This is a genomic window from Pedobacter quisquiliarum, from assembly GCF_014642175.1.
GTDB lineage: Bacteria > Bacteroidota > Bacteroidia > Sphingobacteriales > Sphingobacteriaceae > Pedobacter > Pedobacter quisquiliarum.
The window spans coordinates 224,441-241,794 of the sequence record NZ_BMIL01000005.1; the positions used below are offsets into that span (position 1 = coordinate 224,441).

Annotated in this window: 15 protein-coding genes; 8 read left to right on the forward strand and 7 right to left on the reverse strand. The window is 45.8% G+C overall.

Annotation, left to right across the window (positions count from 1 at the left end):
• The first annotated feature begins 39 nt into the window (after positions 1 to 39).
• The 3 genes from IEW69_RS09190 to IEW69_RS09200 all read left to right on the forward strand — a co-directional run bounded on the left by IEW69_RS09190 (position 40) and on the right by IEW69_RS09200 (position 3,573).
• Positions 40 to 1,545, forward strand: a complete 1,506-nt coding sequence (locus tag IEW69_RS09190; RefSeq protein ID WP_188626546.1) for an ATP-binding protein — start codon at positions 40 to 42, stop codon at positions 1,543 to 1,545.
• Positions 1,546 to 1,732: 187 nt separating this feature from the next.
• On the forward strand, positions 1,733 to 3,106 hold the full coding sequence (locus tag IEW69_RS09195; protein ID WP_188626547.1) for a GumC domain-containing protein: 1,374 nt from the start codon (positions 1,733 to 1,735) through the stop codon (positions 3,104 to 3,106).
• Positions 3,107 to 3,117: 11 nt separating this feature from the next.
• Entirely contained in the window at positions 3,118 to 3,573 is a 456-nt protein-coding gene (locus tag IEW69_RS09200; protein ID WP_188626548.1) for an OmpA family protein, read from the forward strand.
• Positions 3,574 to 3,635: 62 nt separating this feature from the next.
• Here the strand turns inward: IEW69_RS09200 and IEW69_RS09205 are convergent, their stop codons facing one another.
• Together IEW69_RS09205 and IEW69_RS09210 are read right to left on the reverse strand one after the other, a co-directional pair.
• Complete coding sequence (locus IEW69_RS09205) at positions 3,636 to 4,442, reverse strand: hypothetical protein (RefSeq protein WP_188626549.1); 807 nt, start codon at positions 4,440 to 4,442, stop codon at positions 3,636 to 3,638.
• 149 nt (positions 4,443 to 4,591) lie between these two features.
• Positions 4,592 to 5,392 (reverse strand): hypothetical protein, encoded by an 801-nt coding sequence (locus tag IEW69_RS09210; RefSeq protein WP_188626550.1) that lies wholly within the window; start codon positions 5,390 to 5,392, stop codon positions 4,592 to 4,594.
• Positions 5,393 to 5,693: 301 nt separating this feature from the next.
• Here IEW69_RS09210 and IEW69_RS09215 point away from each other — a divergent pair, with 301 nt between their 5' ends.
• Positions 5,694 to 8,051, forward strand: coding sequence for a PAS domain-containing sensor histidine kinase (locus IEW69_RS09215; RefSeq protein WP_188626551.1), 2,358 nt, complete (start codon positions 5,694 to 5,696; stop codon positions 8,049 to 8,051).
• A 2-nt stretch (positions 8,052 to 8,053) separates the two neighbouring features.
• Here the strand turns inward: IEW69_RS09215 and IEW69_RS09220 are convergent, their stop codons facing one another.
• The gene (locus IEW69_RS09220; protein WP_188626552.1) at positions 8,054 to 8,779 is read right to left on the reverse strand and encodes an SGNH/GDSL hydrolase family protein; all 726 of its coding nucleotides are present in this window, start codon (positions 8,777 to 8,779) and stop codon (positions 8,054 to 8,056) included.
• A 167-nt stretch (positions 8,780 to 8,946) separates the two neighbouring features.
• Here IEW69_RS09220 and IEW69_RS09225 point away from each other — a divergent pair, with 167 nt between their 5' ends.
• Positions 8,947 to 9,756: a DUF4394 domain-containing protein gene (locus IEW69_RS09225; protein ID WP_188626553.1), complete on the forward strand. Its 810-nt coding sequence runs from the start codon at positions 8,947 to 8,949 to the stop codon at positions 9,754 to 9,756.
• A 59-nt stretch (positions 9,757 to 9,815) separates the two neighbouring features.
• A complete protein-coding gene (locus IEW69_RS09230; protein WP_188626554.1) occupies positions 9,816 to 10,670 on the forward strand; it encodes an ATP-grasp fold amidoligase family protein in 855 nt (284 codons plus the stop codon).
• Positions 10,671 to 10,691: 21 nt separating this feature from the next.
• On the opposite strand, the gene IEW69_RS09235 is transcribed toward IEW69_RS09230, so the two are convergent.
• The 4 genes from IEW69_RS09235 to IEW69_RS09250 all read right to left on the reverse strand — a co-directional run bounded on the left by IEW69_RS09235 (position 10,692) and on the right by IEW69_RS09250 (position 13,330).
• A complete protein-coding gene (locus tag IEW69_RS09235) occupies positions 10,692 to 11,783 on the reverse strand; it encodes a mannose-1-phosphate guanylyltransferase (protein ID WP_188626555.1) in 1,092 nt (363 codons plus the stop codon).
• A 139-nt stretch (positions 11,784 to 11,922) separates the two neighbouring features.
• The gene (locus tag IEW69_RS09240; RefSeq protein ID WP_188626556.1) at positions 11,923 to 12,408 is read right to left on the reverse strand and encodes a hypothetical protein; all 486 of its coding nucleotides are present in this window, start codon (positions 12,406 to 12,408) and stop codon (positions 11,923 to 11,925) included.
• Positions 12,409 to 12,421: 13 nt separating this feature from the next.
• Positions 12,422 to 12,688, reverse strand: coding sequence for a hypothetical protein (locus IEW69_RS09245; protein ID WP_188626557.1), 267 nt, complete (start codon positions 12,686 to 12,688; stop codon positions 12,422 to 12,424).
• A 6-nt stretch (positions 12,689 to 12,694) separates the two neighbouring features.
• The gene (locus IEW69_RS09250; protein WP_188626558.1) at positions 12,695 to 13,330 is read right to left on the reverse strand and encodes a DUF6266 family protein; all 636 of its coding nucleotides are present in this window, start codon (positions 13,328 to 13,330) and stop codon (positions 12,695 to 12,697) included.
• Between the two features lie 322 nt (positions 13,331 to 13,652).
• On the opposite strand from IEW69_RS09250, the gene IEW69_RS09255 reads away from it, so the two are divergent.
• Together IEW69_RS09255 and glmS are read left to right on the forward strand one after the other, a co-directional pair.
• Positions 13,653 to 14,966 carry a nucleotide sugar dehydrogenase gene (locus IEW69_RS09255; RefSeq protein ID WP_188626559.1) on the forward strand — a complete coding sequence of 438 codons (1,314 nt, stop codon included), beginning with the start codon at positions 13,653 to 13,655 and terminating at the stop codon, positions 14,964 to 14,966.
• A 456-nt stretch (positions 14,967 to 15,422) separates the two neighbouring features.
• The gene (gene glmS / locus IEW69_RS09260) at positions 15,423 to 17,261 is read left to right on the forward strand and encodes a glutamine--fructose-6-phosphate transaminase (isomerizing) (RefSeq protein WP_188626560.1); all 1,839 of its coding nucleotides are present in this window, start codon (positions 15,423 to 15,425) and stop codon (positions 17,259 to 17,261) included.
• Positions 17,262 to 17,354 lie beyond the last annotated feature (93 nt).

Sequence of the window (17,354 nt, forward strand, 5' to 3'; positions counted from 1 at the left end):
GCTTTAGTGCTGTGTAGGTTTTTAACTTAACTTTGATCCGTGAGCCATTTCGATAATGCTGATGCTTTTTATACCAGCAGGCAGTTTCAAGATTTTTTTAAGCATTCCAGCCGTTCGCTGGTGATGAAAGCCGATGCGCCAAAATTTACGATACTTGCGGTAAGTGACCATTATCTGCGGATTACCCATAAAAACCGGGAACAATTACTGGGACATGGCTTATTTGAAATTTATCCTGGTAGCCAGAGCGACCCTTCCGAGCAGAACAGCGTACACAGTTCTTTTTTACGTGCCATTGCCAGCAAGGCTGTAGATGAATTGCCGGTGTTCCGTTACGAAATTTACGTTGAAGAAACCGATAGTTATACTACAGAATACTGGACCAATGTAAATGAGCCTTTGCTCGATGAACAAGGAAACGTTACGCACCTGATCAACAGCACGACCAACATTACGGAGCAAATCCTGGCGAAGCAGGAGATTGCAGAAATGGAGGAGCGGTTCCGCAATATGGCGGAGAGTTCCGGGATATTGATTGCGGTTGGGGACCGGCAGGGACTGGTGATCTATATGAACCAGGCCTGGTCGAAGTTAAGCGGTCGGCCGGTGGAGGAGTTACTGGAGAATGGCTGGAGGAACCTGGTTCATCCTGAGGACCGGGAAGCCTATTCGGAGCAGTATTTCAGTGCGGTTAAAAATCAGCAAGCCTTATCGGCAGAACTTCGCTTCATGCGTGGCAACGGTGAATATTGCTGGCTCCTGGTGTATGGTTCGCCGCGCTTCAATTCTGATGGCACCTTTACGGGCTACATTGCTTCTGTAATTGATATTACGGAGCGCAAGCAGGATGAACAGCGGAAGAATACCTTCATCAGCATGGTGAGCCATGAGTTAAAGACACCTTTAACCTCCGCCATCAGTTACGTTCAGGTGGCGAAGAAGAAAGTACTGGCGCAGGGTGATGGCGCTACTGCAATCATGATGGAGCGGGCTGGAAAGCAACTGACTAAAATGACCAGGATCATCAATGGCTTCCTGAATATCTCCCGTTTAGCGTCGGGCAAGATCCATATCGACCGTCAGTACTTTGATCTGGCCGTGCTGATCCGCGAAATAGAAGAAGAAACGATCCTGGCTGTGAGCACACATCAGCTCATCTTTGCACCTGTAGAATCATCAATGGTTTATGCAGACGAGGAGAAGATCGGTCATGTACTTGAAAATTTGATCAATAATGCCGTAAAATATTCTCCTGCAGGTTCCACAATCCGCGTTTCCTGCATCGTCCAGGATGATGTGGCGCAGGTGCAGGTGTCAGACGAGGGTATAGGCATTGCTAAAGAAGATATTCCGCAGTTGTTTGATCCTTTTTATCGCGTGGAGCAGGGCCCTGTGAAGCATACCTCAGGGTTTGGCATCGGGCTGTACCTTTGCAAAGAGATTGTACAAAGGCATGATGGCGTGCTGTCGGTAGAAAGCGAATTTGCCAAAGGGAGCACCTTTTCTTTTACGCTTCAACTGGCTAAAGCTCCAATCCTTTCTTAATTCCATACAGGCTACGCTGCGGTTCCTTGCCCAAGCTGCAGGCGTGAAATAGCTGTGTAGAAATTGCACACCTAACGGTATAAAGTACACGAAGAACACCTCATCTTACGAATACACAATCCAAGGGCAAACCGCCATTCGTATGTAAAGCAACAAGCGCATTGTACGCGCGCGTTTAATGTTGCACATGAATCAGGAAGAAAGTATACCTTATCAGCTTCGACACCGTCAGGAACATCGCAGTATCAAGGTCGGCGAGGCACGTGCTTTCCGCTTTGCGGTATCCTGGAAGACTTACGTCTTTGTGCTGGTATTGCTCCTGGGCGCTGTTTTCTTCTACCTGCGTTATAAAAACCCAGCTAATGTCGTTTCTACACAAATACTCCATACGGATGCTGCAGACTTTAAGACCTGGCAGCCTGATGAACTGGGGAAACTGAAGTTACGTGCAGCAGTTGCAACAGCGGTCAAGGATTTAAACCTTGCGGTACGCTACCAAAAGAAGGGTTGGATCAGCAACCCAGAACTGTTCAATGAGGCTCCGGTTAAATTCCAACTGGTTCGAACGGGCGCGCCGATTGTCGCACGATTTGAGCTTTCTATGAAAGACCCTAACACCTATTTGCTAAAACATGGTAAGGGGGCTGCTGCGGAATTCGAATTCAACAGAATCTATACAACTGAAATTGGATCCTGGATGATTACCAGGATGCCGGCTTATGCGGCTTACGATGGACAGACCATTATTATTGATGTACAGAATCCGGAGCTCGTTACAGAGAAACTGTTCATTGGATTGCTCAGCGAAATGGATACCAATAATCCAGGTTTCACGCAGTTCTCCGTTAAAGACCCGGTACAAAGCAGGGGAGAAGCATTCCTGAACAAAGTAATTTCCCAATTGAATACCAGCCTCGCGGAGGAGCGTGCAACAAAAGCGGCAATTGACATCAAACAGCTGGATCAGCAATTGTTGGCTTTTGATGATAAGGTCGATTCTTTACAGGCGGAACTGAATGCCTTGAGCAGGACCGCCCGTGATTCAGAACAGTCGCCCGCTGCGACAAACTACCTCAAGCTTGCAAGGGAAAGCGAAGTTGCACGGAACGAAATCGCTTTCAAGCGCAGCGCCCTGGAAGGTTTGACACGCTATCTCAAGCAGGATCTCCTGACTGTGCTTCCGCCTTCAAGCGCAGCTTTAGCAGATCCCAAGCTGGATGCGTTGCTCCGCCAGTTGATTGCACTGCAGTCACAGAGCCAGCAACTTTTACAAAGCCACCTGCGTACCGACCCTGCATTTAAACCGCTTGTGCAACAAACCGCTAAGATCAGAACCTTAATGACTCAACAGATTGGAAGTATCGCGGCTACCCTTCAAAAAAGGTCGGCTGTTGTGGAAGCTTCGGATGTCCGTGCGGCTGGAATGCTCCAGCTGATGGCGCCCATGGAACAAAAGCTTGTACTGTTGAAACGCAAGCAACTCAATTACGAAAACCAATATGCTTTCCTGTTAAAAAGGAAAGAAGAAATATTACTAAAACAAGCCGCTCAAAAAACCTAAACCAACTATTTATGAAAACGATCCTCATCACCACAAGTATGGCCGCATTGCTGCTGGCCGCGACCCTAAATCCAGCCAAAAAAGTTGTCCCTGCAAATCCTGTAGCATCCACCAAGAGTATGAAACGGGCCGCAATTGCAGCACTCATCAAAAACATGGAGTATGATAATGACCGGTCGCTGGTCAGATCCAAATATTATGCGAACCTGGATCAACTGGCCGCTGCGGTTAAGAGCGAAGACTTTACCATTTCACTAAAGGGCCATGCGGATTCGGTAGGACGTTATAAGTACAACTGGATGCTGTCTGACAAACGCGCATTGATTGTAAAAAACTATCTCGTGCGTAAAGGCGTGAAAGCGGATAAAATCGTCACAACGCCTTACGGAAGTACGATACCTGTGGCGAGCAACAAAACAGAAGAAGGCCGCCAGCGCAACCGCCGTGTTGAAATTACGGTGCAGTAATTAAAAACTGAGGCCGTATCATTGAAAGATGAACGGCCTCTTTGTTTTGTAATTATTGGAACTTACTTTGCCAGCTTGTATCTGAAGTTTGCCATTGCAATACCATTTGCCGGAATGTCTTGTGTTGGATGATCACCAAGGCTGATCATAATCATGGTAAAAGGCTTTGTGGCTTTCACTGCAATTAGTCGGGCGCCATTTGGACTTCTGGTTACAGCTCCTGATCCACCTTTTGCGCCATCAAACAACCAGTCGCCATACTGCGCCGAAATGCTGTGATCACCATTTTTGCGATTTGGTGCTACTTCAAATCCAAATTCAATCAGTGGCTTCGAGAAATAGATCACCAGATTGTCGCGGCTAATCCCTGCATAAAATACATCTGGATTTTCGCTTTCCACATTTGGCGATGTACCCCAGGCAGAGTTCCACTGCGTACGATCGTTTGACTTCAATTTAAGTAGGTCATATCTTGAATCTCCATTATTATATGGCGATGCAAAAAATCCCATCGTAAGCTTTCCATTGGTAAGTTGATTATAAGTTTTGCCGTTCGCCAGCTTGGAAACATCCACAAGGCAGGTTTCTTCCAGGTACTCCGATGTGGGCGTTAAAATTTTGGTATAAGGGTAACTAGGCCAGCTCCATGGGTCATCTGGTGGTGGGGGAAAGAAAATGGTGCCTGGCTTTGTACTCCCTGGTTCCCATGTACCTTTAAAGACGTTTGAATACTCCTGCGTTACAGCAGCCTTTGTCGTAGTCGCTAGCTTTTCATCTGGGTTGCCTATGGATCCTTCATCCTTGGAGCAGCTTATGATCATGGTTCCTAAAACCACGAACATAATAGCGCGAAAATGATTTCTTTTCATGTTCATTAATTTTATTTGGCTAGTTTATATCTGGGCTTTTTGTTTGGTTCTGCCGCTTCATCTTTAGAACAGCTGTTTAAGGTCGCAAGTAAGCCTATTGCAGCTAGAGCGATAATAAAATGTTTTTTCATGATGTATGGTGTTTTAGCTTATTTTGCAAGTTTGTAACGCAAGTTTGCTAAGATAAAACCCTCTGGATCTCTTGGGTCTGTCCCTGTAGACTTTGTCCAGCTGATCGTTACTGTTGTGAATGGCTGTGTAGCCTTGATACCGTAGAAATTGGCGCCACCCGGGGTTCTGGCGATTTTGGATACGGATCCGCTGGTATAATCGTATTGCATCTTTCCTGCGCTAACATAGACACTACAATCATAATCTCTTTTGTTCGGCGTTAGTTCCACCCCAAATTGGATGATTGGCTTTGAGAACACCAGTGTCACCTCGTCTATAATCCGCGCAAACAATACCTCCTTCGGATTACCCTGAACCATAGGCATACTGCCCCATGGAAGGTTCCAGCCATCAACCGGAGGTAAATTTGTCGGTAATTTAATCACCTGTACGTCCGGTGTCAGGCTGGTATGAAATCCAAGGTTGATGTTTTTATTTTTGATAAAGGAGAATCCCTTCCCATAAGTCTTTTTTGAAAAGTCGAACAAACAGGTTTCATCCAGGTAGGCTTTGCCAGGCATTTCAGTCACGGTAAAAGGAGACTTCGGATCAGACTCTTCTTCACCATAGCGGATGAGGTGTGTGACCCCGCTAAGCACTTCGGGTTCATTTGGATACACTGTTGATGCTGGTATCACAACTGGCAAATCATCAATGTAGTCTGAAGCCGCCAGTTTGTTGTGGTCAGCTTTTGTGGGTGTTGCTTCCTCTTTAGAACAACTCATGATCATTGCGCCGAGGGCAAGGAACATGAAAGAGCGAAAATAGTTGTGTTTCATATTGATCTTGGTTTTTGTGCAACGAAAATATGCTTTAGGATCTTCAATAAATCGCCTTGTAAACTGTTGTTACTACTACCACGTTTTTTGGTTATTTGTATGAAATAAATTGCCTATTCACTTGTGAAAACAATTCAGTACTTGCATTTTCAGCTGCAAACGCGCGCTGGTGTTAGTTTTAATAGCGGCAGCTTTGCCGTAATCAAATGCTTATATTGCAGCCCCTTTCTTGTAGATCAACTTCAAGGCAGCTATAAATCTCCTGAACACAAATCAAAGCCCCCAACAATTAACATCAAGCATGAATCAAGGTAAGAGACTGAATAACGACAGCCTACTGGAAATCCTATGTACTTCAGAAACACCAACTGCTGTATATTCAGGTGAAGAGATCCGGATTGAGCTTGCCAATGCGGCCATGCTTAAGGCATGGGGCAAAGGTCCTGAGGTCATCGGCGGCACATTAGCAGAAGCCTTACCCGAAATTGCCAACCAGCCATTTTCAAAAATGCTTCAGGAGGTTTGGAGAACAGGCATTGACGATATCGGCGAAGCCATAGCTGCAGAACTGGTTGTGGATGGCAAACTTCAGTTGTTCTATTTTGATTACGCGTACCGGGCGGTCAAGGACAGTGCTGGAGCAGTCTATGCTATATTGGAAACCGCCAGGGACGTTACGGAAACGGTGAAAGGCAGAAAGGCACTCGAAAGTAAGGTAGAAGAACGGAGCACCGCACTATCCATTTCTGAAAACCGCCTAAGGTATCTGCTATCAGATGCGCCGATTGCGATTGCCGTGCTGCGCGGCAAAGAGCTCGTTATCGAAATGGCAAACAAGAAGATTTTGGAAGTCTGGGGCAAAAGTGAGGAAGTCATCGGGCAGCAACTTCATCTTGCGGTACCGGAACTTGCCGGGCAGGATTTTTTGCAGCTTTTACATGAAGTATATGCATCCGGTAAGCCTTACTACGGCTTTGAGTCGAAAGCAATGCTGGTACAAAATGGTAAGATGGAATCAGTTTATGTCAATTTTGTTTACAAACCCTTGCAGGACGACCAGGGTCAGGTGAACAGCATTATGGTGACAGCCAATGTGGTTACAGAACAGGTTGCTTCCAGGCATAAGGTGCAGCAGCTTAACGAGGAGCTCAGGACGATTAATGAAGCTTTACGTGAATCACAGGATCGGCTGCTGATCACCAATCTGGATCTGCAGTCCAGCGAGAACCGTCTGAACCAGATTTTGGCAGAACTTCCCGTTCCAGTGGTGGTCTTAATGGGACCAGCGCAAATCATCAGCACAACGAATGCTGCACTGTTAAATTTTTGGGACAGAACTAAGGAAGAAGTGTTGGGTAAGCCAATGTTGGAGGTGTTTCCCGAGTTGAAGAACCAGGTTTATCCCGGGCTATGGAAGCACGTGCTGGAAACTGGTGAACAGATCAGAGACCCCGAAAAGGTGGTCAGCTATAAGGATAAAGTGACGGGTGAAGACCGACCTTTTTATATTGATTATTTCTGTCAGCCGCTGGCGGACCGAACAGGAAACCGCATTGGTGTGATCTCCACGGTGATCAACGTCAGCGATAAGGTTCGTTCCAGAAAGCTGATAGAAGCGGCAGAAAGCAGGCTTAGGCTAGCCATCGACTCCGCTAAACTCGGCACCTGGTATATCGATGTGGAAACCCGGGAATTGAAAGCTTCTGCGAGATTAAAAGAGATCTTCGGATTTTATCCGCAGGATGAAGTGCCGCTTAATGCCGCGACAGGTCAGATCCTGGACACCTATAGACCCGGGATCCTGCATGCGATTGAGCAGGCCATGAGCAAGGGTGTGGCATATGATGTTGAATACCCAATAAGTGGTTATCGGGATGGCGCGGTGCGGTGGGTACGTGCCACAGGCAAGCTCTATGAAGATGTAAGCGGCCAAAGCAATTTCTCGGGGATTGTGCAGGACATTACGCAGCGCAAAAACGAAGAGCAGCGGAAAGACGATTTCCTGAGTATTGCGAGCCACGAGCTTAAAACGCCGGTAACCTCGCTAAAAGGCGCACTACAGCTGCTCGATCGGAAAAAGAACGACCTGGCAAACCCTGTGATCCCACGTTTGATCGCCCAGGCAAATGTAAGTGTGAACAAGATCACCTACCTGATCGATGACCTGTTGAATACAACCAGGACAAATGAGGGCCAGCTGCACCTGAACTATACGGCGTTCACCATTTCCGAAATGCTGGATCAATGTTGCAATCACCTCAGAATGGGCGGCAAACATGAGCTGGTTGTACAAGGCGACCGCAGTTTGAAAATGTGGGCGGATGAAATCCGAATTGACCAGGTGGTCGTGAACCTGGTGAACAATGCCGCCAAGTATGCGCCAGATGCACGAACAATTTACCTGATCGTTGAGGATCTTGGCGCTTCAGTGAAAGTCTCAGTCAAGGATAATGGTCCCGGGATCTCCCCAGATAAGGTCGCGCATCTCTTTGATCGCTACTATCGTGTGGATTACAGCGGTGTGCAATACTCGGGACTTGGACTTGGGCTGTACATCAGTGCGGAGATCATCAAGAAACACCAGGGAGAGATTGGTGTAGACACCGAAGTAGGTAAAGGCAGTACGTTCTGGTTTACGGTGCCTTCAAGATCAGCCTAGGCTTAATTATCCCTGTTAAAAGTCGCAATGATCGCATCTACCCATAAGGCATGCATCTTTCCTGAATAATGTAAGCCATCGCTAGCAACCAAGGCCGGATCTTGATTCACCTTGTTTGAGATCGACGTGATATCGGTATAACTTACCCCTTTAGCAATGGACTCCGCTTTGTTGATGGCATTAAATGCGGCAATATCCTCCGTAATCTTTTGCGTGTTGCGACCGCTCTTCTTTCCAAATGGTGTCTGTCCCCAATCGGGGATTGAAATCACAGACACATGGCTAAGCTTGCCACCTGCATGATTAATGGCACGGCTTAGCAGATCTTTAAACTGCGTGCGATACTCCGATTTTGACAAACCCTGATACTGGTTATTAACCCCGATAAGCAAACTTACAAAATCGTATTTTTTGGTAATGTTTGCTGAAGTCATCGCTTGTTGCAGATCTTTCGTTGTCCAGCCGGTACGTGCAATGACCCTTGGTGGCGCAAAGTTTTGTCCTCTTGAATTTATTTTGGATACCAGTAGGTAAGGAAAGCTTTGTGCCTGGGAAACGGATTCGCCTATCGTGTAAGAGTCTCCGAGTGCAAGGTAGGTTTTCTGTACCGGCGCAGCTGCAGTTGCGCCGGTCTCGGTGGTAGCGGGACTTGACTCCTCAGGGCTGACTTCATTTTTACTACAGCTGACGAACAGCATGATGGTTAGCAGGGCTGGAAATATTCTCATAAGTATGTAACCTGTTATTTACCAAATGGTTTTCTAATCAGATTTTAATATTTGATGCAATTGTGTGCAATACAAGCTGCCTTTAGGTGTCACTCTTACACATAAAGTGCCTTAAAGAAACTATTGCATAATGAAGTACGTAGTTCATCTACTTAAAACCTTATAAAATGAGAAAAAATTATTCAAAGCTATTTACAATGCTGCTGGCAGTTTCAATAGCAATCCTTGCTGGATGTTCCAAAGACGACAATGAACAGGAAGGTCCGAAATTAGATGTGGTATTTACCGCTTTAACAAGCACTGGCAGTTTGCAAACCTTTAATGCCAATAATCTGTCTTCCCCGCAAAACCCTAAAAACATCACGGGCCTACAAACTGGTGAGATGCTCTTAGGGATTGACTACCGTCCGGCCACCGGACAATTGTATGGCTTAGGCAGTACCAGCCGCATTTATGTTATTGATATGAATGGGGTGGCAACTGCAGTAGGCACGGCGGCGTTTAGTCCTGCGCTTTCTGGCAATGTTGCGGGCTTTGACTTTAATCCTACGGTAGACCGCATTCGCGTGGTGACCACATCAGGTCAGAACTTACGTCTGAATCCGGAAACTGGTGCCGTACAAGTTACGGATGGCAGCATCAACGGTGTTACTGGCGCGATGATTTCAAGTGTCGCTTATACGAACAGTATGGCTGGCGCGACTTCAACAGTTTTGTTTGATATCGATGCAAGTGCTAATAAATTATACAAACAGGATCCACCGAATGATGGCAAACTGGTAGAGGTTGGTAATTTAGGCTTAAGTACACCAGGTACAGATTCATCATTTGATATTTCTGCGAGCGGTATAGCGATCGCGTCCGTAAATAGCGGAACATCATCGGTACTGTATCAGGTGAATCTTGAAAACGGGTCAACAACGAAGCTTGGAACCTTCCCTTCTACGATCATGGGGCTGGCCATTCCTTCAAAGTAACCTAACTGACGCTAAATAGAACAGGGTACCTCCATCGGGTACCCTTTAAATAAGATGCTATGTTCAGTTTCATCATCAATTATTTCCGGGATTCTGGAGCATTTCCGGATAGAATTCGGAACCGGCACAAGGTTTTTTGGTCGGACCCTGAAGCCGAAAAGATCAGGAACACGAAGATGTTGGAAGATGCGACGCTTGCCCATTGGCAAGATGTTCCACATTGGCAAAGGAAGCTAAGCAACAAAAACAACGCGAGGCTTTTCGCGAAGGCGCAGGGTTGTCAAGTCGCTGATCTCTACTGGAAGGGCCGTGATTTGAACGAGCTGGATATCCATTCGCTACCATCCCAATACGTGATCCGGCCAACAATTGGACATGGATCTAAAGGTGTTTACATCATGGATGACGGTCTGAATCACTTTGATCAGCAACGATATACACCAGATCAGATCCTGGAGCGTCTGCAAATGTCCCTTGATAAAAATCCGGATCTGGAGTTTCTTTTTGAAGAGTTTGTGCAAACGGAAGACGGGCGGTTTACCATTCCCAATGACTTTAAGTTTCTCTGTTTTAACGGGGTAGTCGCATCCATTGTTGTTATTGATCGTCTTAGTCCCAAAGTCGGGTATAGTTATTTCTATGATGAGCAATGGAACAAAATGAAGCGTTTACACCATTTGTATCCGGGGCGGGATGAACCCGCGAAGCCGGCGTGTTTTGATGATATGCTGGAGCAGGCAAAGACGCTCAGCAAAGCGTACGGCATATTTGTCCGGATAGACTTCTTCGCAACATCAAAAGGAGCCGTTTTCTGTGAGTTTACGCCAACACCCGCTAAGGGGAGAGGATTCACCGGCTACGGAAAAAAGTTTCTGCTAAAACACTGGGATTTACATTGTCCAGGTATGATTTAGTGATCTAGGCGTCATTAGAAGCTATATAAACTTGTCTCCAAAATTCGCTTTTACATCTTTGACAACCTGCTTCACATTCTGTTCCTCATCGCGTGGACAAATCATCAGTGTATTATTCGATTCAACCACGATGTAGTTGTGCAAGCCCTGCAAAATCACAAGTTTATCTTTGGGTACATTAACCATGCAGTTGGAAGAATCGAACATCATTACCTGTTCTGACGGGATCACCGCATTGCCCACGTAATCTTTTTCCGCCATCTCATAGATGGACGACCAGGTACCCAGGTCGGACCAGCCGAAGTCGGCCGGCAGCACGTAAACGTTTTCTGCTTTTTCCATGATGGCAAAGTCGATCGAAATGTTCGTGCATTGCAGGTAGGCATCACCAATAAAAGCCCTTTCCTGTTCCGTGTTGTAAGCTGTAGCACCCTGTTTAAAGATGTCGTGCATCTCCGGAAGGTGTTGCTGGAAAGCTGCGTTGATGGCTTTTGCCGACCAGATGAAAATTCCGGCGTTCCAGAGGAAGTCGCCACTATCCAGGAAGGTTTGTGCAAGCTCACGGTTGGGTTTCTCCGTAAAGAGTTTTACTTTATGGATCTGCTCGTCATCAGGCAGACTGTCTTCTGTGTATTGTATGTAACCGTAGCCGGTGTCAGGACGGCTGGGTTTGATGCCAAGCGTTAGCAGCGCATCGTTTGTTGCGGCTGCTTCCAGGCATTGTTCAATGGCTTTGACGAAAGCGTTAGGATATGCAATGGTATGATCGGAAGGTGCAACAATGATTACCGCTTCGGGGTTCAAAGCGGTAATCTTCATGGCGCCATATGCGATGCACGGCGCCGTATTACGCATCATGGGTTCTGCAAGAATCTGGTTGTCCTGCATGGCCGGTAGTTGTTCCTTGATGAGGTCGACATAGATCTCATTGGTGACAATAAAAATATTTTCAGGCGGGCAGGTATTTAAAAACCGCTCGTAGGTGCTCTGGATCAATGTTTTTCCGATACCGAAGAAGTCGATAAACTGTTTCGGGTGTGCGGTTCTGCTAACTGGCCAGAAGCGGCTACCGATGCCGCCCGCCATGATTAATGCGTAATTGTTTTTATTCATGAGTACGTTGCTTGTCCTTAGGAGCAGTTGCCGCATTTGCGGATCTCGGCAATTGTGGGCAAGATACAACTTCGCAAGCAATTCTTGTATAAATCCCACTTAGGCTGAAAAACTTAACCTTGAGTTTGCAACAATAGGCTTAATTAGGACCCCCGGACTGGCGCATTGCTTCTACGAGCGCCGTTGTGATTTCTTGTTTAGGTAAAACTTCCTTTTTCAAGCCTTTGACAAATTTGAGCCAGATGTCAACGACCGAGGTGTTTTGGGGATCGCTTTCATCTTTTTCGCCCTGGAGCAGCAGTTGTACCGGGTCTGCGGGAAGCTCAGTAAAAGTATGGCGGACTTCTGTAAACTGACCGGTTACTCCGTCACTGGAGAACAAAAAAGCAAAGGTTTTCAGCCAGGTATGTCCATCTGCTGTTTTCGAAGTGACGGGGGGTGCTTCTGCTGCACTAAGCGAGTAGCCTGTGGACTCCTGGGATTGATCAATCAAGGTATAATGCCAGGCTGATTTCAGGTGTTCCAGGGGGATGTATTCGATTTCGATCCGAAGCATGGTCGGGTTTTCCGTTCCGCTGGAAAGCGGGTAAAGGATGGTCTCTATTGTATTTGCGTTATTTTCCACAGTCTATAGTATATTATGCCGGAATCCAATCCGGTAATTTATTTTCAAATAATTGTATTCCAAATTGCTGGAGTCGTTCGCGCTCCGCCCTTTTCATCTTTATTACCTCCCAGTAGGCGGTCTGATGGACGAAATCTTCGTTTAAAGTATCCAGGTTAACCCCTGCCCATTCAAAAACTTCATCAATATCCAGGTTGCTTAGAAGTGCAAACTGCATAAGTCGGGTAACCAAAGAGCGGAGCAGCTCCTGGGCATCATTGTCCTCTTTAAAATTATACATGATGCGTTATCCGTTCAAAGTGCCTAGATAGATGCTGTTTGAAACACTTTCACGGTCGGCCGAGACAAAGGCAAAGTAGATTTCCATACGTTCGGATAGGAGCGCAGGCGGAACGTTCAGGTGATCAGTACCGCTCAGCCGCCCGGTACCTCCGATGTTGAAAAGCGCCTCATTCATATCCGGGAACCAGGCTAAGATCATGGTTTGATCCTGGTTGGTGCTCCAGGGTAGGTCGGGCATAACTTCCCAGCTAAAAGTTAATCCTTCAGGGGTGGTGCTGACACTTGCGTGCTGCGGCGGCAGGGCATGGCCGCGGCTCAGCAGGACTTTGTCGTAGCGAATAAAGGGCACATCATCTTCAAATGCTATAGCATGGGTTCGGTTATAGGCCGTCGCCAGGTTATGGTAGTTACGAATGGTACCAGTTGCTTCGTTTTTGAAACCGACCCTAATGAAAGGCTTAATTTTCGAAAAGAAGTTCATCAGCAAACGCATGCTGTCATGCTGTGCGAAAACCTTTTTTGATTTGAATTTCTTTTTGTCGCCAATGCCTCGTACGACATCCTGCCCGTTCAGGCGGTAGAAAATGGCTTTAGAAATCTTGCCGACTGCAGTGCCGGTGACGGAATTGAATCTTCCCATATTGATAAGCGTTATTTAGTGTAACTCCAAGATATTAATGTTTATGTAAAATGTGAAAGATAAATTGAAAATTATTAAACTTTAAAGCGGTGTTTTTAGGGTGTCTATGCGGCGTTGATCCGGTGTTTAGCCGGATCAACGCCGCATAGACACCGCATTGAGGGCGGATCAATGCCGGAATGATAGCGAAGCTGTTCCCCAGCAGGAGCGCTACTCTCGGTCGCCTGAATGCCGTTTAACTGAGCCCAATTCTTTTAGCGCTCATATAATATTCTGGACGTTAGAACATCTGTTAACCAGATAGCGCTTATATTTGGCCTAAATGATACAACCAATAGCGCTATTATCAAACGCGACGAGGATCGCTGTAATCGGACTGGGTTATGTGGGCTTGCCACTTGCTTCGGCATTTGCCGCCAAATTCGCGATAACTGGCTTTGATATTGATCCCTTACGTATTGCAAACCTCAAATCAGGTTTAGATCAAACCTTACAGGTGGATGAATCCACTTTAAAAAGCGTCATTGTACAAAGTGCAACTGCACAGGGTTTGTACTTCTCCAGCGATATGGATGATTTACGCGCTTGCCAGATCTATATTATTACGGTGCCCACCCCTGCAGATAAACACAATCGCCCTGATCTTTCTTTTTTATTCAAAGCAAGTGAGACCGTTGCGAGCGTTTTGAAGCCCGGAGATCTGGTTATTTATGAATCAACCGTCTATCCGGGTGTCACTGAAGAAGAATGTGTTCCAATTCTTAAAAAAGGGAGCAGTCTGAAATATAATGAAGATTTCTTTGTGGGCTATTCGCCGGAGCGGATTAATCCTGGGGATAAAGTCAGGACCGTAACCAATATTCTGAAGGTTACTTCCGGTTCAACGCCGGAAGTTGCAGATTACGTCGATGACTTGTACCGCAGGATCGTTACCGCCGGGACGCATAAAGCCAGCAGTATAAAAGTTGCGGAAGCCGCGAAAGTCATTGAGAATTCGCAACGGGATATCAACATTGCGTTTGTAAATGAACTGAGCAAAATCTTCAATAGGATGGGCATTGATACGCATGACGTACTGGAAGCGGCCGGCACCAAATGGAACTTCCTTAAATTTAACCCCGGCCTGGTTGGCGGGCACTGTATTGGTGTCGATCCATACTATCTTGCGCAAAAAGCGCAGGAACTGGGCTATCATCCGGAAATCATTCTTGCCGGACGTCGCCTCAACGATACGATGAGCAGTTATATCGCAGGGGAGGTTGTCAAGTTGATGATCAAAAATGATATTCCGGTTAAAGGAGCAAAGATCTTAGTGCTTGGTTTCACCTTTAAAGAGAATTGCCCGGATGTACGAAATACGAAGGTCATCGATATTATAAAAGAATTAGAATCTTACAATACAAACATTACAGTTTATGATCCCTGGGCTAAGCCAGCAGAAGTAATGGAGGCATATGGTGTTTCATCGCACAATGCATTTAAGGAGATTGCTGTTGCTAAGTACGACACCATCATTCTGGCGGTAGGACACGAAGCATTCAGATCCCTGATTCTGGAAGATCTGAAAAGCAATAAGTGTATGGTCTATGACGTAAAAGGTTTTTTAGACCGGAATCAGGTAGACTATAGGCTTTGAACCTTCCTAATGCTTCGAGTAAAACTTGTTGCCGCATTTGTAGCATACATAATGTCTTACAGCCAGCCATGGAGCGAATGCTTTCAACAGGGGACCTCTTGGTATCCGTTCTGTTTCCGGATTTTTGCATTTTGGGCAATTGTGTGTAGCGCTCGCCATACGTGTATTTAGTTGAATAGGGTTCATAGTATAACATTAGTCAAAGTCCTTACCTATTTATGTGTTGGTTCTTAAATGCGCTTAACTATCTGATTAATAGTTTATAGTGAATTCTACGCCGGGTTTTTTTTGTTTCTTGGTATAGCGCACAATTGAGTTCAGGTTATCTTTCCCTAATTCGGGGAAATTGTACACGGGCTATCGGCGCGTGCCAAAAGTTTGATCTAAAGAGCACGTATAAATTCCTTTTAAAATACTTTACATTTGTTCTCGTCAAATTTTGAAATTACTTAAGATATGTGTGGAATAGTAGGATATATCGGCTTTCGTGAGGCCTGGCCAATTGTTATAAAAGGTCTAAAAAGATTAGAATATCGTGGTTACGACAGTGCTGGAATTGCGCTGATCGGCGAAAGCGGTTTAAATATCTACAAAAAAGCCGGAAAGGTTGTTGAACTTGAGAATTTTGCTGAAGGTAGGGATCAGGGGGGCAGTATAGGTATGGGGCATACCCGCTGGGCCACACACGGCGCGCCTTCAGACCGAAACTCCCATCCACATACGTCGAATGATGGAAGGCTCAGCATCATTCACAACGGCATAATTGAAAATTATGCAACCATTAAGGAGGAACTGGAAAAAAGGGGACATTTTTTCAACAGCGACACAGATACAGAGGTGTTGATCCATCTTATTGAAGAGATTTATAAAAATGATCACAATGATCTGTTGGAAGCTGTTAGACTCGCTTTACATGAGGTAAGTGGTGCCTATGCGATCGTCGTAATGGACAAAGCAAACCCGGACCAGCTCATCGCAGCAAGGAAGGGCAGCCCTATGGTGATTGGTGTTGGTGAGGGAGAATATTTCATTGCTTCAGATGCAACACCTATTGTGGAGTACACAAAGAATGTCATTTACCTGAAGGATAATGACATCGCTTTTCTCAAGCGTGATGAACTTTCCATCAAGCGGCTGGATAATGTGGTGCAAACACCATATATCCAGGAGCTGGAGATGAAGCTGGAGATGCTGGAGAAAGGTGGTTACGAGCACTTCATGCTGAAAGAAATTTATGAACAACCCCGTTCCATCCGCGACTGTTTGCGTGGCCGAATTTATCCAAATGAGGGAAGGGTGCAGTTGGGTGGTTTGCAGGAATATGCGGAGAAGTTCAAAAACATAGACCGCATCATAATCATTGCCTGTGGTACATCTTGGCATGCTGGTCTGGTAGGGGAATACCTGATTGAAGAATATGCAAGAATTCCGGTTGAAGTAGAATATGCTTCTGAGTTCCGGTATCGTAATCCGATCATTACAGAGAAGGACATTGTAATCGCAATCTCTCAATCTGGTGAAACGGCTGATACGATGGCTGCTATTGAAATGGCTAAAGAAAAAGGGGCCACTATTTTTGGTGTTTGCAATGTGGTTGGTGCATCAATTCCACGCATTACACATGCCGGAGCGTACACGCATGCTGGTCCGGAGATTGGCGTAGCTTCTACAAAAGCTTTTACGGCTCAGGTTACGGTACTTACGTTGATTGCTTTTTATATGGCGCAGCAAAAAGGAACGGTTAACCACTCTAAAATGGTCGAACTGCTGACAGAACTTGATCTGATTCCGGAAAAGGTACAGCAGGCACTTTTAGCGGATGCTATAATTCAGGAGATTGCTGCAAAGTTCAAAGACTCCAGGAACTGTTTGTTTTTAGGCAGGGGAAGTGGATTTCCTGTTGCTTTGGAAGGCGCCTTAAAACTGAAAGAAATTTCGTATATCCATGCGGAAGGATATCCCGCTGCGGAAATGAAACATGGACCTATAGCTTTAATTGATGAAGAAATGCCGGTTGTGGTTATTGCAACTAAAAATTCATCTTATGAGAAGGTGATTAGTAACATCCAGGAAGTAAAAGCGAGGAAGGGGATTGTCTTGGCCATCGTGACCGAAGGGGATCAGACGGTAAAAGCCATGGCAGATTATATTATTGAAATTCCGGATGCAAGTGAGGCTTTTCTTCCCCTGCTTGCGACTATTCCTTTGCAGTTGCTATCATACCATATTGCTGTTTTAAGAGGTTGTAATGTGGATCAGCCAAGGAATTTGGCCAAATCGGTAACTGTGGAATAAACTATTGCTTTAATTTTGCTACTTGGCCGTGTAGTAGTTGCTAAGCCCGATTATTGGGTGTCTAGGAACATCATACTTTTGAGATAAACATCC